General features: G+C 63.1%; 12 protein-coding genes. 9 read left to right on the forward strand and 3 right to left on the reverse strand.

What is annotated here, in order from left to right:
- Positions 1–85: 85 nt before the first annotated feature.
- The 3 genes from speA to QD280_RS10180 form a co-directional block, all read right to left on the reverse strand.
- On the reverse strand, positions 86–1,984 hold the full coding sequence (gene speA, locus QD280_RS10170) for a biosynthetic arginine decarboxylase (protein ID WP_054555224.1): 1,899 nt from the start codon (positions 1,982–1,984) through the stop codon (positions 86–88).
- Positions 1,985–2,160: 176 nt separating this feature from the next.
- On the reverse strand, positions 2,161–3,123 hold the full coding sequence (locus QD280_RS10175) for a homoserine kinase (RefSeq protein ID WP_279839144.1): 963 nt from the start codon (positions 3,121–3,123) through the stop codon (positions 2,161–2,163).
- Positions 3,124–3,318: 195 nt separating this feature from the next.
- Complete coding sequence (locus QD280_RS10180) at positions 3,319–3,648, reverse strand: DUF2782 domain-containing protein (RefSeq protein WP_082388170.1); 330 nt, start codon at positions 3,646–3,648, stop codon at positions 3,319–3,321.
- 357 nt (positions 3,649–4,005) lie between these two features.
- Between QD280_RS10180 and polA the strand changes: the two genes are divergently transcribed.
- From polA to QD280_RS10225, 9 genes are all read left to right on the forward strand, one after another.
- On the forward strand, positions 4,006–6,894 hold the full coding sequence (gene polA / locus QD280_RS10185) for a DNA polymerase I (RefSeq protein ID WP_279839145.1): 2,889 nt from the start codon (positions 4,006–4,008) through the stop codon (positions 6,892–6,894).
- Positions 6,895–7,019: 125 nt separating this feature from the next.
- Positions 7,020–8,087, forward strand: coding sequence for a type I restriction endonuclease (locus QD280_RS10190; RefSeq protein ID WP_279839146.1), 1,068 nt, complete (start codon positions 7,020–7,022; stop codon positions 8,085–8,087).
- Between the two features lie 322 nt (positions 8,088–8,409).
- Complete coding sequence (locus tag QD280_RS10195; RefSeq protein ID WP_279839147.1) at positions 8,410–9,930, forward strand: sigma 54-interacting transcriptional regulator; 1,521 nt, start codon at positions 8,410–8,412, stop codon at positions 9,928–9,930.
- A gap of 451 nt (positions 9,931–10,381) precedes the next feature.
- On the forward strand, positions 10,382–11,518 hold the full coding sequence (locus QD280_RS10200; RefSeq protein ID WP_082388171.1) for a TRAP transporter substrate-binding protein: 1,137 nt from the start codon (positions 10,382–10,384) through the stop codon (positions 11,516–11,518).
- On the forward strand, positions 11,515–12,246 hold the full coding sequence (locus QD280_RS10205) for a TRAP transporter small permease subunit (protein ID WP_279839148.1): 732 nt from the start codon (positions 11,515–11,517) through the stop codon (positions 12,244–12,246). The genes QD280_RS10200 and QD280_RS10205 overlap by 4 nt, the downstream gene beginning before the upstream one ends.
- Complete coding sequence (locus tag QD280_RS10210) at positions 12,236–13,585, forward strand: TRAP transporter large permease subunit (RefSeq protein WP_054555227.1); 1,350 nt, start codon at positions 12,236–12,238, stop codon at positions 13,583–13,585. Before QD280_RS10205 ends, QD280_RS10210 begins: the two co-directional genes overlap by 11 nt.
- Positions 13,586–13,716: 131 nt before the next feature.
- Positions 13,717–14,340 (forward strand): hypothetical protein, encoded by a 624-nt coding sequence (locus tag QD280_RS10215; RefSeq protein WP_054555228.1) that lies wholly within the window; start codon positions 13,717–13,719, stop codon positions 14,338–14,340.
- A 259-nt stretch (positions 14,341–14,599) separates the two neighbouring features.
- Positions 14,600–15,715: a TauD/TfdA family dioxygenase gene (locus tag QD280_RS10220; RefSeq protein WP_279839275.1), complete on the forward strand. Its 1,116-nt coding sequence runs from the start codon at positions 14,600–14,602 to the stop codon at positions 15,713–15,715.
- Positions 15,712–16,332, forward strand: a complete 621-nt coding sequence (locus QD280_RS10225) for an HD domain-containing protein (protein WP_279839149.1) — start codon at positions 15,712–15,714, stop codon at positions 16,330–16,332. The genes QD280_RS10220 and QD280_RS10225 overlap by 4 nt, the downstream gene beginning before the upstream one ends.
- Positions 16,333–16,357 lie beyond the last annotated feature (25 nt).

Genomic DNA, 16,357 nt, shown 5'->3' on the forward strand with positions numbered 1-16,357 from the left:
GGCTTTTGCTGTCTGGGCTTTAGCTTTTGAAGCTGTTCCATGCGGGCTCGGTTCATTGAGCCAGGGCCCGAGCCTCGCACAAGTCTCAGCTCTCCAGGTAGGTATAGCCGTCGAGACCGGCCTTCAGGTCTTCGAGCAGGTCTGCCTGTTCCAGCGCATTCAGGTTGGATGACTTGAGCTGACGTGCGAGGCGTGCGGCCAGCTGCTCCGGGTCGAAGTTCACGTAACGCAGCACCTGCGCCACGCTATCACCCTGAATCGCATGGGAAAGCTGCCACTGGCCATCGTCGTCGAGGCTGGCATCCACGGAATCGGTATCGCCGAACAGGTTGTGCAGGTCGCCGAGGATTTCCTGATAGGCGCCGACCATGAAGAAGCCGAGCAGCTTCTCTTCATCGGCATGCCATTCCGGCAGCGGCAGGGTGGCGTCCAGGCCCTGGTCATCCACATAGGTGTCGATGCGGCCATCGCTGTCGCAGGTGATGTCCTGAATCACGCCACGTCGTGTCGGCGCGCGGTCGAGACCGGTCAGCGGCAAAATCGGGAAGATCTGCTCGATGCCCCAGATGTCCGGCAGCGACTGGAACAGCGAGAAGTTGACGAACAGCTTGTCGGCCAGCTTCTCGTTGAGCTCATCGAGCACCGCGCGGTGCGAACGCTGACGCGCATCGAGACGCCCGGCCAGGCTGCGACACACGTTGGTGTAGATGGCTTCGGCCTCGGCACGGATGGCGATGCTCGCCAGCCCCATCACGAAGCGCTCCTGCACCTGATGCTGGGCGTGCACCACGGCGTGGTAGATCTCCACCAGCTCACGCGGCTCAAGCTGACCTTCCAGTCGTGCGGCCTGCGCCCACAGCGCGGCGATCTGGGCATCGTCCTCGCGGCGTGCGGGCAGCGGCAGGTTCACGCGCTCCTCGCCGATCACGTCCGTCACCAGCACCGCATGATGGGCGGTCAGGGCGCGGCCGGATTCGGAGATGATGTGCGGATGCGGCAGGTCATGGGCATCGCAGACGGCGTGGAAGGCGCCGACCACATAGTCGGCATATTCGCGCATCGAGTAGTTGAGCGAGCAGGCGCTTTCCGAGCGGGTGCCTTCGTAGTCCACGCCCAGGCCGCCGCCGACATCGACGATTTCCACGCCGGCGCCAGCCTCGTGCAGGCCCTGATAGAAGCGCGCGCACTCGGCCAGACCGCGCTGGATATCGCTGATGTCCGCGATCTGGGAGCCAAGATGGAAGTGGACCAGCTTGAGGCAGTCCAGCGCATCCACTTCGCGCAGACGCTCGACCAGCGCGACGATCTGGCTGGCGGTCAGGCCGAACTTGGACTTCTCGCCGCCGGTGTTCTGCCAGTTGCCCTTGCCGATGGTGGCCAGGCGCGCGCGCAGGCCGATGCGCGGACGCACGCCCAGGCGCTGTGCCTCTTCCAGCACCAGTTCCAGCTCGCTGGCCTTCTCGACCACCAGATGCACGCGGTGGCCGAGCTTCTCGCCCATCAGCGCCAGACGCACGTATTCGCGGTCCTTGTAGCCATTGCAGACGATCACCGACGGGCCGCTGTCCGACAGCGCCAGCACGGCGAGCAGTTCCGGCTTGCTGCCGGCTTCCAGGCCGACACGCCCGCGTGAGCGCTCGCTGGTCGCCAGCAGTTCCTCGACCACGCGACGCTGCTGATTGACCTTGATCGGGTAGACGGCGGTGTAGCTGGCGCCATAGCCGCGCGAGCTGATGGCGGCATCGAAGGCGGCGCACAGCTGCTCGACGCGGTCATGCAGGATATCGGCGAAGCGAACCAGCAGCGGCAGGCGCAGGCCCTGGGCTCGCGCCTTGTCGATCAGCGAGATCAGCGGCAGCGCAGGCGTGCCCGGCTCGCCATGCGGGCGCACCAGTGTCAGGCCATCCTGGCCCACGTCGAAATAGCCGCTGCCCCACTGGTCGATGTTGTAGGTGCGGCGTGCTTCGGCTGCAAAGGAGGTCATCGCGGTCTCCGGAGATGGACGGCGTGAAGGCAAGCCCGGCGGTGCTCAACAGGTGTGGGCAGCGTCGGAGAAGACAATGACGCCCGCAGGAATGCGGGCGCTCAGAGGGCGCATTATGCCTGCTGGGGGCCAGCAGGCAATTGCTTTGACGACTTGGTGAGTACGGAAGGTGCCGATCAGGCCGGTTGCGTGGCCTCGGGCAGCGGCAGAGCGCCTTCCTCGATGCGGCGACCCAGCAGCTGGCGGTACTGTGCCGGGTCCTTCGGCGTCAGGCTGTGGGCGGGCGGGTCCACGTAGACCACCAGCAGGCGTGACAGCCAATAGCGCAGCGCGGTCATGCGCAGCATGCTCGGCCACAGGCGGCGTTCGTCGGCATTCATCGGGCGCTCGGCGAGATAGGCGCTGAGCAGGGCGTCATAGCGCGCCTGGTCCAGATGGCCATCGTCATTGGAGCACCAGTCATTGACCAGAATTGACAGATCGAAGATCAGGTCGCCCGTGCAGCCGTTGTAGAAGTCGATGATGCCGCCGAGACGATCGCCGTCGAACAGGGTGTTGTCGCGGAACAGGTCACCGTGCAGCGCGCCCTGCGGCAGCTCGACACCGCTGAAGACGTCTTCGCAGACATCGATCTCGTCGGCCATCAGCGCCTGGTCTTCCGGGCTCAGATACGCCAGCACCTTGTGGTGCATCGGCTTGATCCAGTGCAGGTCACGGGTATTGGGGCGGTGGCCGGTGAAATGCTGCGAGACGGCATGCATGCGCCCCAGCGCCGCGCCGATCTCGCGGCACTGGGCCACGTTGGGCGAGACCGGCCAGTTGCCCGGCATACGCGGGAACAGCAGCGCCGGCTTGCCTGCCAGCACCTTGAGCGCCTGGCCGTCGCGGTCGTGTAGCGGGCCCGGCACCGGCAGCTTGTGGCTGGCGAGGAAGTCGAGCAGCTCGACGAAGAAGGGCAGTTCCGCATGCTCGCCCTGCTCGAACAGGGTCAGCACCATCTCGCGGCGATCGGTGGTGACGAAGAAGGTCGAGTTCTCGGTGCCGTGCGCGACATCCTCAAGCGATGTCAGCGTGCCTGCGTCGTACTCTGCCAGAAATTCTGCGACCTGAGCGTCGCTCAGGGGGGTAAAGACTGCCATGGGTGACTCTTCTCGCCGAAATGTGTCCGCCCCGCCAGTGGCGCGCCGCCGGAGCGAAACGGCGGCAATGCGCTGACAGGAGTTGTTGTAGGTATGCAGGAAGGATGCCGCCACGCCCGGGGGCAAGAGATGTGCCGCGGGCGTGACGCCTGTCGCTGCTGGCTCAGCTGTCGCGTGAACCAGATGCCGAGCTTATCACTTTTTCAGTGCCCAGCCGGGTACCTTGAGCTGGCTGGCGCTGGTGACGCTGGACTTGATGAAGTTGCCGTTGCCGTCACTGTCGAGCAGGAAGAAGGGCGCGCCGCCCTTGGGGATGATCTCGATGGCATAGAGATGGCCATTGACGCGGTATTCGCGCAGCTGGCGGTCATCCTGCTGACGGCTGGTGATCTGCGGCTTGGGGGCCTCGCTCTCGGCGACGGCCAGCGGCGCACTCAGGGCGGTGACGGCCAGCAGCAGCCCGGTGGCCAGCAGCGTGGGCAGGCGCAGCAGGGAATGCGGAGCAATGGAAGCAGTCGAGCGCATGACAATCCTCCTTTACACAAGCGCAGCCTGTATCAGGTTCCGCGTGCAAAATTTCTGTGAGCAAGGGGCCTGCAGGCAGGGTGCCTGCGAGCAAGCACCCGGTGCGTACCCGTGCAGAAGACAAGCGAATCGGCGCTGGCCTGAAACCTTGCCTGATGGGCGCAGTTTACGTCCCTTGCCGGCAGTGTGCACGACTTCCCGCCATCAATGCCGGGCGCAGAAGACACACGCGCCGAGGGTGGCGACTGTGCCTCGCCGCAGCCCTTGCGTATCATGACAGCCATAGCTGCCGAGAGGTTTTCGGCCCCGACTCTGCTTGCCCCAAGCTCACCCTTCAGCCTACGGATGCGACTGCTCATGGCCGCCACGCCGATCGTTCTCGTCGATGGATCTTCCTATCTCTATCGTGCCTTTCATGCTCTGCCGCCGCTGACCACCTCCAAGGGCCTGCCCACCGGCGCGGTGAAGGGCGTGATCAACATGCTCAAGAGCCTGATCCGCCAGTACCCGGACAGCCCCATGGCGGTGGTCTTCGATGCCAAGGGCAAGACCTTCCGCGACGACATGTACCCCGAGTACAAGGCCCAGCGCCCGCCGATGCCGGATGACCTGCGTCTGCAGGTCGAGCCGCTGCATGCCTGCGTGCGCGCCCTTGGCCTGCCCCTGCTGTGCGTGGAAGGCGTCGAGGCCGATGATGTCATCGGCACCCTGGCGCGCATGGCGACCGAGGCCGGGCGTGACGCCGTCATCTCCACCGGCGACAAGGACATGGCCCAGCTGGTGAACGAGCACATCACCCTGGTCAACACCATGAAGAACGAGACGCTGGACGTGGACGGCGTCACCGAGAAGTTCGGCATTCCGCCGAACCTGATCATCGACTTCCTCGCGCTGATGGGCGACAAGGTCGACAACATCCCCGGCGTGCCGGGCGTCGGCGAGAAGACCGCGCTGGGCCTGCTGCAGGGCATGGAAGGCGGCCTCGACACCATCTACGGCGATCTCGATCGCATCAAGGCGCTCAGCTTCCGCGGCGCCAAGACCCTGGCCAAGAAGATGGAAGCGCATCGTGAAGATGCCTATCTCTCCTACCGTCTCGCCACCATCAAGCTGGACTGCGAGCTGGAATATGGCCTGGATGACCTCGCGATCGCCGCGCCGGACACCGCCGCGCTGGTCGAGCTCTACAAGGAGATGGAATTCCGCGCCTGGCTGAAGGAGTTGCTGGAAGGCGGCGACATGGCGGCCACGCCGCATGCCGACGAGAAGGACAGCGGAGTCGCCGGCAGTGACCTGTTCGGTGACAGCATCGCGCCGGTCGCTGAAAAGGCCTCAGGCAAGGGCAAGACCGCCGCTGCGCCAACCCCTGATCTGGAAGCGGCGGAAGAGGGCGACGAGATGCCCGATGCGCTGCCGCCGCGTGAAGAGCGCAACTACCGCGCCATCACCGAGCAGGCCGAGCTGGATGCGTGGCTCGAGCGCGTGCGCAACGCCACCTCGCTGTGCTTCGATCTCGAGACTACCAGCCTCAACTACATGGAAGCCGAGATCGTCGGTATCGGCATGGCGCTGGAAGTCGGCGAGGCCGTCTACATTCCCGTCGCTCACAGCTATCTGGATGCTCCCGCGCAGCTGGAGCGCCAGGCCGTGCTGGAAGCGCTGACGCCGATTCTGGCCGATACCGCCATCACCAAGATCGGCCAGAACCTCAAGTACGATATCGAGGTGCTGGCGCGCTATGACATCGCGGTGGCCGGCCCGCTGGCCGACACCATGTTGATGTCCTACGTGCTCAATTCCACCGCGACCCGTCACGACATGGACTCGCTGGCGCTCAAGTATCTGGGCGAGAGCACCATCAGCTTCACCGACATCGCCGGCAAGGGCGCCAAGCAGCTGACGTTTGATCAGATCGCGCTGGAAGAGGCGATGCCGTATGCCTGCGAGGATGTCGACATCACCCTGCGTCTCGCCGCGCTGCTGATGCCGCGCATCGAGAAACTGGGGCGTCTGGATGAAGTGCTGCGTCAGTTCGAATATCCGCTGATTCCGGTGCTGGCGCGCATCGAGCGTAACGGTGTCGCGATCGACCCCGAGCGCCTGCACGTCCAGACCCGCGAGCTGACCGAGCAGATCCACGACATCGAGAAGCAGGCCTTTGAGCTTGCGGGCCGCGAGTTCAACCTCTCTTCCCCCAAGCAGCTGGGCGAGATCCTCTTCGAGGAGCAGAAGCTGCCAGTCAAGAAGAAGACGCCCAAGGGCGCGCCGTCCACCGCCGAAGCGGTGCTGGAGGAGCTGGCGCTGGACTACCCGCTGCCCAAGCTGATCATGCGCCATCGCGGCATGACCAAGCTCAAGAGCACCTACACCGACAAGCTGCCGCAGCTGGTCAACCCGACCACGCGTCGCCTGCACACCAGCTACCATCAGGCCGTCACCGCCACGGGGCGTCTGTCGTCGTCTGATCCGAACCTGCAGAACATCCCGGTGCGCAGTGACGAGGGCCGTCGTATCCGTCAGGCCTTCATCGCGCGCCCCGGCTATCGCATCGTCGCGGCGGATTACTCGCAGATCGAGCTGCGCATCATGGCGCACCTCTCCGGTGACAAGGGTCTGCTCTCGGCCTTTGCCGACAACCGCGACGTGCACGCCGCCACCGCCGCTGAAGTCTTCGGCACCGAGGAATCGCGTGTCAGCAGTGACCAGCGTCGCAGCGCCAAGGCCATCAACTTCGGGCTGATCTACGGCATGTCCGCCTGGGGTCTCTCGCGCCAGCTGGATATCGAACCCGGCCAGGCCAAGACCTACATCGAGCGCTACTTCGAGCGTTATCCGGGCGTCGCCACCTATATGGAAGACACGCGTCAGCTCGCCGCCGAGCAGGGCTACGTCGAGACCATCTTCGGCCGTCGTCTCTACCTGCCAGAAATCGGCTCACGCAATCACGCGCGTCGCAGCGCCGCCGAGCGCACCGCCATCAACGCCCCGATGCAAGGCAGCGCCGCCGACATCATCAAGCGCGCCATGATCGACGTGGACGCCTGGCTGGCGGGCAGCGACGGTGCCGACAGATACGACGCCATGATGGTCATGCAGGTACACGATGAACTCGTCTTCGAAGTCGCCGAAGCGCAGGTCGAAGACTTCATGAAAGACGTCGCGCAGCGCATGCAGAACGCCGCCTCCCTCGACGTCCCCCTGCTCGTCGAAGTCGAGCAAGGCGACAACTGGGAAGAAGCGCATTAACGCGACGCACCATTAAAGCAATCATCAAAACCCCGCTTCGGCGGGGTTTTTTGTTATTAACTTTGACAGTTATACTTATTAAGGCAAAAATATAAGCGCTAGCTTTTACACAGGGAAGAAGAAAAATGAGCTTGATAGAACGTTTCCAGCCATTGGTCCGTCGTGCACGCGATGAAAGTTCTCACATTACAACGGAAGAAGCCACAAAGACTGCGTTAATACTGCCTATGTTGCAGATATTGGGGTATGACGTTTTTAATCCTCGCGAGGTCATCCCCGAGTATATCGCCGACATAGGCAAGAAAAAGGGTGAGAAAGTAGATTATGCCATCATGAAAGATGGCGAGATCTCAGTTTTGATCGAGTGTAAGCCTTTAGGTATGAACCTTGATCAAGCTCACTTCACTCAGCTTTATCGTTATTTTAGTGTGACTCCTGCACGTTTTGGCGTACTCACAAATGGTGTGGAGTACCGTTTCTTCTCGGACTTGGATGACAGGAATAAGCTTGACGATCAGCCTTTCTTCCGCTTCGATCTGCTAGATCATAATGATCGTGATTTAGAGGAATTGAAGAAATTCAGCAAGAGTGATTTTGAGGTTGATAATATCCTTGGTTCTGCGAGTCAGCTGAAGTATATCTCGCTTATACAAGAAGAGTTTTCTTCTCTCATTACAGATGTGCCTGAAGACTTTGTGAAATTTATCGTGTCCCGTGTCTACGAAGGACGTATGACACAAAGTGTCGTGAGTGAGTTCAAGCCAACCGTTTATGATGCGATTCAACAGTTTATTCGTGAACAGGTAGATACTCGACTCAAGAAAGCGCTTAACTCCAGTGACCTGTCAGTTAGCGATGTCATGAGAAGCGATCCTGCTGAAAAAGAGGCAGAGCCAGAAGACGGTATCGAAACCACGCAAGAGGAAATTGACGCCTATAATATCGTGCGAGCTTTGGTGTGCGATAAGGTCGATATTGAACGTGTTGTTATGCGTGATACCAAGAGTTATTGCGGTATTTTGCTTGATGATAATAATCGCAAGCCGATCTGTCGCCTTCGCTTTAACGGTAAAAGCATTAAAAGAGTTGAGTTCTTTGATGATGAAGCGGATAGAGTAGAAATCAAAGATATTAAAGATATATTCTTGTTCAAGGATCGCTTGTTGAATACCCTGGATAAATATATTCAGTAATTTCAGATGTGATCAAGAAAACCCCGCTTTGGCGGGGTTTTCTTGTTTCTGGGCTGCATTTCCTGGGCAGGATCTCTGGCCCCCTCGTCTCTGTCCATGCCCATAAAACGAGCATGAGAAAGCAGAGGCACTGGCGTCGGGAAGTTCTACGACCACTGGCTACGTTGATCCTTGGCGGCGGTAGGCCGATGCTGTGGGTGGTGTCCGGTTTTCCGGACGCTGGCTGCGCGATGGCGCAGCTCATAACAATCAGATCCGGCGGGTGTGGTGGCAGAGGGATATGGCTGCCCACGATGACCGGACACGCCAAGGGAGAGCGGTGATGACTCAGCAGATGCCTGTGTCAGGCGCGGTGGGCGGGGAGAAGATGACTGCCCCGCTGCGTGATGATCTACCTGCCACCTCGATTCATCTGGAGCGGGCGCGCCGCGAGTTGCTGCGTGCCGCGATGGATGCGGTGGAGGAGTGGGTCGTGGTGGTGGATGCCCAGGGCGGTATCCAGTTTCTGAATGCGCCCTATGCCGAGTTTCTCGGCGTCGAGGCCAGCGAGGTGCTGGGACGCGATGTCAGCGAGGTGATCGAGAACACCCGCATGCACGAGGTGCTGGAGAGCGGACGCGCAGAGCTTGCCCAGCTGCAGTTGATTCGTGGCCACCACATGATTGCCCACCGTTACCCCATCTTCCGCGACGGCGAGCTGATCGGCGCCATCGGCTCGGTGCTCTATCACGACACCTGGGAATGGCGGCAGGTGAATGCTCAGGTTCAGGCGCTGGAAGCGGAGGTGGACTATTACCGTCAGGCGCTGGAAACCCCCACCGGCGCTCGCTGGCAGCTGAGTGACATCATCGGCGATTCGCCCGCCATGCGGGAACTTGCCTGCAAGGTGCGCAAGATCGCCCCCGGCGGTGCCTCGGTGTTGATCCGTGGCGAGTCCGGCACCGGCAAGGAGCTTTATGCCCATGCGTTGCACCGCAGCTCGGCGCGTGCCAAGGGCCCCTTCATCAAGCTCAACTGTGCGGCGATTCCCGAAGCGCTGCTGGAAGCGGAGCTGTTCGGCTATGAAGAAGGCGCCTTCACCGGTGCCAAGCGCGGCGGCAAGCCCGGCAAGTTCCAGCTCGCGGATGGCGGCACGCTGTTTCTCGATGAGGTCGGTGACATGCCGTTGGCGATGCAGGCCAAGCTGCTGCGCGTACTGCAGGACCGCGAGGTCGAGGCGGTTGGCGCGACCCGTCTGGTTAGTGTCGATGTGCGTGTCATCGCCGCGACTCACCGCCCGCTGGAAGCGCTGGTCGAGAGCGGCGAATTCCGCGAAGACCTCTTCTATCGCATCAACGTGGTGCCCTTGAAGGTGCCGCCGCTGCGCGATCGCCGCGACGACCTGCCGACCCTGGCCACGCACCTGTTGTCACGCCTGGCGCGCCGCAGTGGCCGCCGCCCGCCGATTCTCTCCGAAGCCGCTCTCGAACGCCTGTGTGCGCATCACTGGCCGGGCAACGTACGCGAGCTGGAAAACGTGCTCGAAGCCGCCTTCTATCTGGGCGGCAGCCATATCCAACCGACCGATCTGCCGGATGCCATCGGTGCCCGGCATGCCGCTACCCATCAAAGCGACTTGTCCACACCCGCTTCAGCGTCAGAGTCGTCCACAACCGCCCGGGAGTTGCATACCACGCCGACCACGCTGCGTGAGGCGATGGCTCAGGCGGAGCGCCAATTGATCGAGGATGCGCTGCGCGCCGCCGAGGGCAATCGCACCCGCGCCGCTCGGCAGCTTGGCATCGCCAAGTCCTCGCTCTACGAGAAGCTCAACCGGCATGACCTGTTGGCCGAAATGCCCTGATCGACAGGCATTTCACCTTCCCGTCACCAACGAGTGGCCAAAGCGTCCGGAAATTCGGTCAGTGACCGGAATTCCGGACGCTTTGCGTTTCTCGCCACCCCACGTCCTGCATAGCCGCATGGGGTCTGCATTCCTCTATCGGCATATTCGACTGGAGTCGTAGACAGAATTCATGACAGCGCGCGACCTTGGTCGCAGCCTTGGCGGCCTGAGTGTCCGGCTTTCCGGACGCTGACGTGAGCCGATACTGTCGCTCAAGGCGCGGTGAGTCGCCTCGCGCGGGCCTTCCCCTCGTAGCTCTCTGAAATCATTGACGTTGTTGTGGCGTGGTCAGCCGCTTGCGTTGTCATCGGGTAAGTTGACGTAAGCGTCATCTTGCAACGTGGCTCATGTCCAGCAAGCCACAAGCCGTACGACCAGCGAGCACAACAACAAATCAGGGAGCCGCACCATGTCGCAACACGCCACGCCGTATCAATCGACGCCGACCCGCCGCCTGCGCCTCGGAGCTGCCATTGCGGCGGCCGTGGCCACCACGACCTTGATGGCCGCCGCGCCAGCCCAGGCGGAAGGGCCGAAACAGCTCGACGTCGCCAGTACCTTCTCGACCAAGAACTTCCTCGGTGCCGGTGCCGTGCGCCTGTCCGAGGAACTCAAGAGCGCGACCGGCGGCGAAGTCGGCCTGCGCGTGCACGAGCCGGGGGACCTGGTGCCGGCCTTCGAAGTCTTCAACTCCGTGTCTTCCGGTGCCATCCAGGCCGGTTGGGACTGGATGGGCTACTGGGCCGGCACGGTGCCGATCACCAATCTCTACGGCGCACTGCCGTTCGGCCCGAGCCCGGAAGCCTTCATGTCCTGGATGTGGGCCGGCGAGGGTACCGAGCTTGTGCAGGCCGCCTACGACCCCTACGGCGTGAAGGTGCTGCCGTGCTTCATCTCGCCGCAGGAAACCGGCGGCTGGTACAACAAGGAAATCAACTCGCCGGAGGACTTCAAGGGCCTGTCGATGCGCATCTCCGGCCTCGGCGCCAAGGTGCTCAACAAGCTGGGCGCCTCGACTCAGCTGGTGCCGGGCAGCGAGATCTATCTTGCGCTGGAGCGTGGCCGTGTCGATGCCACCGAGTTCTCGGTGCCGCAGGTCGATCAGGCGATGGGCTTCAATGAAGTCGCCAAGTACTACTACTTCCCGGGTTGGCACCAGAGCGCCAGCTGGTTCTCGCTGCTGATCAACCAGCAGGTGTGGGACAGCTACAGCGATGAGCGCAAGGCGCAGTTCCAGACTGCCTGCCGCGCGACCCTGCAGTGGGCGATGGCCGAAGCGCCGCCGGCTCAGGTGCGTGCAATCCACGAGCTCGAGGAGAAGGGTGTCGAGGTCAAGCGCTTCCCGGAGCCGGTGATGACCGCGCTGCAGGAAGCCTGGGGTGAAGTGCTGGCCGAAGAGAAGCAGACCAATCCTGACTTCGCCAAGGCCTACGATTCGCTGATGAAGCACGCCGCACTGATCGACGAATGGTACGAGCTGCAGGCCATGCCGCAGCCGATGGCCATGAAGCAGGCAGACAACGCTGACGAGGGTAGCGCCCAATGACCGACCCCCGCCTTGCGCCCTGGCGGGCACAGGGCGGGGCGGTGTGTGACGCCCTGGGTCGACCGCTGGTCGGCCTGGGGCTGTGGCTGGGTCGCCTGACCAGCTGGTTGGGTCTGGCGATCATCCTGGCCGTGCTCACCACCGTCACGCTCAACGCCCTGGGCATCAATGAAATCGCCAACTGGGGGTCGCCCGACGTGCTGCTGTTCGGCACCGCGATCACCATCAATTCCGTCACCGAGTTGCAATGGCACCTGTTCGGTCTGCTGACGCTCTTCGGTGGCACCTACGCCCTGCACAGCGATACGCATGTGCGGGTCGACCTGTTCTATCAGCGCCTCTCGCCGCGCGGACGCGCCGTGGTCGATATCCTCGGCCACCTCATCATGCTGATTCCCTTCTGTCTGCTGATCGCCTGGCTGTCCAAGCACTTCGTCACCATGTCCTACATGTCCGGCGAGAAGTCCAACTATGGCGGTCTGGTGGACCGTTACCTGATCAAGGCGATGCTGCCGACGGGGCTGGTGTTCCTCGCCCTCGGCGCGCTGGGGCAGATCTTCGAGAATCTGGCCTGCCTGTTCGACCCGGCGCGCACCCCTGAGCGCCTGAAGGACCACGAGATTGCCAGTCTGGCCGGCCTTGCGGATCAGCAGAATGCTGCGCAAGCGACCACCGACGCCACGGCACCCCAGAATCATGCAGACGGGAGCCATGACAATGCTCGCTGAATACGCCTTGCCCATCACCATGGTGGTGGCACTTCTGATCGGTATCTTCTCCGGCTACCCGGTGGCCTTTCTGCTCGGCGGGCTGGGCATCCTGTTCGCCTTCATCGGCGACATCCCGCTGCCGTTTCTCGGCACCGTCGGCTCGCGCATCTTCGGCGGCGTGATCGAGAACTGGCTGCTGATCGCGATTCCGCTGTTCGTGTTCATGGGGCTGATGCTGGAAAGCTCCGGCGTGGCGCGCAATCTGCTGATGACACTGCAGCGGCTGTTCGGTCGCGTGCATGGCGGTCTGGCCGTCTCGGTGGCATTGCTGGGCGTGGTGATGGCTGCCAGTACCGGCATCATCGGTGCCTCGGTGGTCATGCTGGGCCTGCTGGCGCTGCCGGTGATGCTGGGGCAGGGCTACAAGGCCGAGATGGCCTGCGGGGTCATCGCGGCCTCCGGCACCCTGGGCATCCTGATTCCGCCCTCGATCATGCTGGTGCTGATGGGCTCCATCCTGCAGATCTCGGTGGGGGCGCTGTTCAAGGCGGCGCTGATTCCGGGGCTGATGCTCGGCGCGCTCTACGTCGCCTATCTGCTGATCACCGCCAAGCTGCGCCCGGACTGGGCACCGCTGCCGGACCAGTCGCTGCTCGGCACCGACAAGACACCGCTGCCGCTGGCGCTGCTGCGTGACCTGCTCGGCCCGATGGTGCTGATCGTCGCGGTGCTGGGGTCGATCATGACCGGTATCGCCACGCCCACCGAGGCCGCGGCCATCGGCGCGGGTGGCAGCCTGCTGCTGGCGCTGGTGATGGGCGGACTGTCCTTCTCCACCCTGCGTAACACGCTGCGCGATACCTCGCGGACCAGCGCGATGATCCTGTTCGTCGTCATCGGCGCGACCTGCTTCTCGGTGGTCTTCAAGCGCCTCGGCGGTGACTACCTGATCGAGGATGTCATCACCGGCACCGGCCTTGGCCCTTACGGCCTGCTGTTGCTGCTGATGGGGCTGATCTTCGTGCTCGGCTTCTTCCTCGAGTGGATCGAGATCAGCTTCGTGGTGCTGCCGCTGGTGGCGCCGGTGGTCGAGGCGCTGGACTTCGGGCTCGGGCTTTCCGGCCAGGGGCTGCTGGTGTGGTTCGCGATTCTGGTCGCCATCAACCTGCAGACGAGTTTCCTGACGCCACCCTTCGGCTATGCGTTGTTCTACCTCAAGGGCATCACCGCCGGGCAGGTGTCCATCGGCACCATCTATCGCTCGATTCTGCCCTTCGTCGGCCTGCAGCTGGCGGGTCTGATCCTGTGCATGCTGTTCCCTGCGCTGGTGCTGTGGCTGCCGGGGCTGATGCCCTGACGCACGCCACTCCGGACATCACAGGGAGGTGATGTCTGGGTAAGCAGAGAGCTGAGCAGAGAGCTGAGCAGCGCTATACGGCGTGAGGTCCGCAGGGGTGACCCTTCGGGGGTTCTATCAGGGAGAATGAAATGCTGCCACGACGCAGGGTATTGATTGCGGGGCAGGGGGAGTGGCTGGAGGCCATGGCGCGCACCTTCCTGGAAGATGGCGCCATCATCGCCCTGATGGGCACCGCGCCGGCGGACCTCGAACGCGTGCTGGATGCACTGGGCGGCGAGCAGTCGGACCGCTTCGGCCAGGTGGTCGGCGAGGGCTGCTTCGAGACACTGGTGGCACGTCTCGGGCGCCTCGACGTGCTGGTCTGCATGCCGCCGCAGGCCATGGCCGGGCAGTCGCTGGAAGCCTGTCTGGTCGCGCAGGTTGCCGGCCCCGGCGCCTTGCTCAAGGCGGCCTGTGCGCGCATGTTGCGCCACGGCGGACGCCTGCTGGCCGTGGCACCACCGCTGCCCTCGCAGCCGTCCTCGTCGCTGTCCTCGCAGCTATCCTCTCAAGAGCATCACGGCACTGCCATGGCACAGGCGGCGCTGAGTGAGTTGATCCAGCGACTGGCGTCACGCGCGCCGGACAAGGTACGCGCCAATCTGCTGTGCCCGGAGGGCAGCCGACCGGACGCCGTGGCGGAATGCGCGCGCTTTCTGGCCGGTGGCGCCGGGCGCTCCCTCAATGGTCAGGTGCTGCACCTGAGCGACTGATCTCCCGACAGACGTTTTACAACACAAGCGGCCGTGGCATTGCCACGGCCGCTTGTTGTCGTCTGCTGGTCTGACATATGGCCAATTTGATCAAATATACGTCCAATAATATCAACCCGCTCTGGCTGAAGTGATTAAGGTAGAAGGAGACTCAGCGTCGCACCAGCATCCGCGAGCAGGTACCTGACCAGAAAGACAACAGTGCCGCTCCCTCAGCCGTGGAGATCATCGAGTGCCCAGCAGCCCGCATTCCGTCAGCCTGAAAGATCATGGACAACAACTGCATCTGAGCCACGCCGAGGGCGATCTGACCCTCGAGGCGCTCTGGCTGCGTGAGCGGAGTCCCGATGAAACGACGCTCGACTCCCTCACCGGTCAGCGCCTGATCGAGGCGGCGGACCTGCCGCTGGACCTGAGCCTGACTCGGGCGCAGCTGGATGGCGACACGCTGTCACTGGCCTTCAGTGACGGCCATGCGGCGAGCTTCTCGCTGGCGGCCCTGCTGGCGGAGTGTCAGCCCTCCGAGGCCTATCAGGGCATGACCTTCTGGCAGGGGAATCTCGCCCAGCTGCCCGAGGCCGACTTCGCGGCGGCGCTGGAGGATGACGCGGCCTTGCTGGACATGCTCGAGCAGTTGCAGCGCTTCGGCTTCGTGCGCGTCAGCGGCGTGCCGGACACGGAGGACGGCATGCAGGGGCTGATCCACCGTATCGGGCCGCTGCGGCGCACCAACTGGGGCGGTATCGCCGACGTGAAATCCGTCGCCAATGCCTATGACCTCACCATGACCCAGCGCGGGCTGGAGCCGCATACCGACAATCCCTACCGCGACCCGATTCCGGGCTATATCTGGCTGCACTGTCTGCGCAACGCGGCCCAGGGCGGCGACAGCATGCTGGTGGATGGCTTCAGTGCGGCAGAGCACCTGCGCCGTGAAGACCCGGAGGCTTTCGCCTGCCTGACAGAAGTCACCCCCGGCTTCCGCTACCACGACGCCACCACGCGCCTGGAGAGCGAAGGCCCGCTGATCGAGCTGGATAGCCGTGGTCAGGTCGCCCGAGTACGTTTCTCCAACCGCACCGAGCGGGTGCCGGCGCTGCCCGGCGCGACCCTGCGTCGCTACTACGCTGCCCGCCAGGCGTTCTATCGCCTGATCTCCGGTGACGACTTCACGCTGCACCTCAAGCTGGCACCGGGCCAGATGCTGATCATGGACAATTACCGGCTGTTCCATGGTCGCAGCGCCTTCCAGCTGGAAGGCGGCATCCGCCATATGCGCCAGGGCTACGTGGACCGCGACTCCACCGCCAGCCGCCGTCTGCTGCTGGCCGATCAGCTCGCCGGTCAGTTCGCCAATGAGGAGGCCAGCGCATGAGCGAGCAGGCCCGCTTCCGCAGTTTCGAGGAAAGCACGCATGCCGAGTGGGCGCTGATCGATGCGCGCTTCCGGGAATATCAGTCCGATGCCTGCCGGCGTGTGCTTGAACATCTGGGGCGCCTCAAGGGCGACCACCACGGCTATCCGGTCGATCGCTACGAACACTGCCTGCAGACCGCCACCCGCGCGCTGCGCGCTGGTGCCGATGAGGAGATGGTGGTCTGCGCGCTGCTGCATGACATCGGCGATGACCTGGCACCGGCCAATCATGCCGAGATCGCCGCCGGTATCCTCGAGCCGTTCATCGACCCGCTGAACACCTGGATGATTCGTCATCACGAGCTGTTCCAGGGCTATCACTACCGCGAATTCTTCGGTCAGGACCGCCACGCCCGCGAGGCACATGCCGGGCATCCCGCCTATGAGCGCACCGTGCGCTTCTGTGACGAGTGGGACCAGACCAGCTTCGACCCCGAATACGACACCCTGCCGCTCGAGCATTTCATCCCGATGCTGGAGCGCGTGATGGCGCGTGCGCCCTTCGGCGGCTTGCCGGATCTGGTGCCGGAGCCAGAACTTGAGAAGGGCCAGGTCAGGCAGGCCGATGCTCGCTGAAGGCGTACTCTGCCTGAGGGTAAGT

Source organism: Cobetia sp. 1AS1, assembly GCF_029846435.1.
GTDB classification, from domain to species: domain Bacteria; phylum Pseudomonadota; class Gammaproteobacteria; order Pseudomonadales; family Halomonadaceae; genus Cobetia; species Cobetia amphilecti.

Bases quoted from the DNA above. Each gene is read 5' to 3' on its own strand.
- speA (WP_054555224.1), bottom strand. From the start codon at position 1,984: ATGACCTCCTTTGCAGCCGAAGCACGCCGCACCTACAACATCGACCAG.
- QD280_RS10175 (WP_279839144.1), bottom strand. From the start codon at position 3,123: ATGGCAGTCTTTACCCCCCTGAGCGACGCTCAGGTCGCAGAATTTCTG.
- QD280_RS10180 (WP_082388170.1), bottom strand. From the start codon at position 3,648: ATGCGCTCGACTGCTTCCATTGCTCCGCATTCCCTGCTGCGCCTGCCC.
- polA (WP_279839145.1), top strand. From the start codon at position 4,006: ATGGCCGCCACGCCGATCGTTCTCGTCGATGGATCTTCCTATCTCTAT.
- QD280_RS10190 (WP_279839146.1), top strand. From the start codon at position 7,020: ATGAGCTTGATAGAACGTTTCCAGCCATTGGTCCGTCGTGCACGCGAT.
- QD280_RS10195 (WP_279839147.1), top strand. From the start codon at position 8,410: ATGACTCAGCAGATGCCTGTGTCAGGCGCGGTGGGCGGGGAGAAGATG.
- QD280_RS10200 (WP_082388171.1), top strand. From the start codon at position 10,382: ATGTCGCAACACGCCACGCCGTATCAATCGACGCCGACCCGCCGCCTG.
- QD280_RS10205 (WP_279839148.1), top strand. From the start codon at position 11,515: ATGACCGACCCCCGCCTTGCGCCCTGGCGGGCACAGGGCGGGGCGGTG.
- QD280_RS10210 (WP_054555227.1), top strand. From the start codon at position 12,236: ATGCTCGCTGAATACGCCTTGCCCATCACCATGGTGGTGGCACTTCTG.
- QD280_RS10215 (WP_054555228.1), top strand. From the start codon at position 13,717: ATGCTGCCACGACGCAGGGTATTGATTGCGGGGCAGGGGGAGTGGCTG.
- QD280_RS10225 (WP_279839149.1), top strand. From the start codon at position 15,712: ATGAGCGAGCAGGCCCGCTTCCGCAGTTTCGAGGAAAGCACGCATGCC.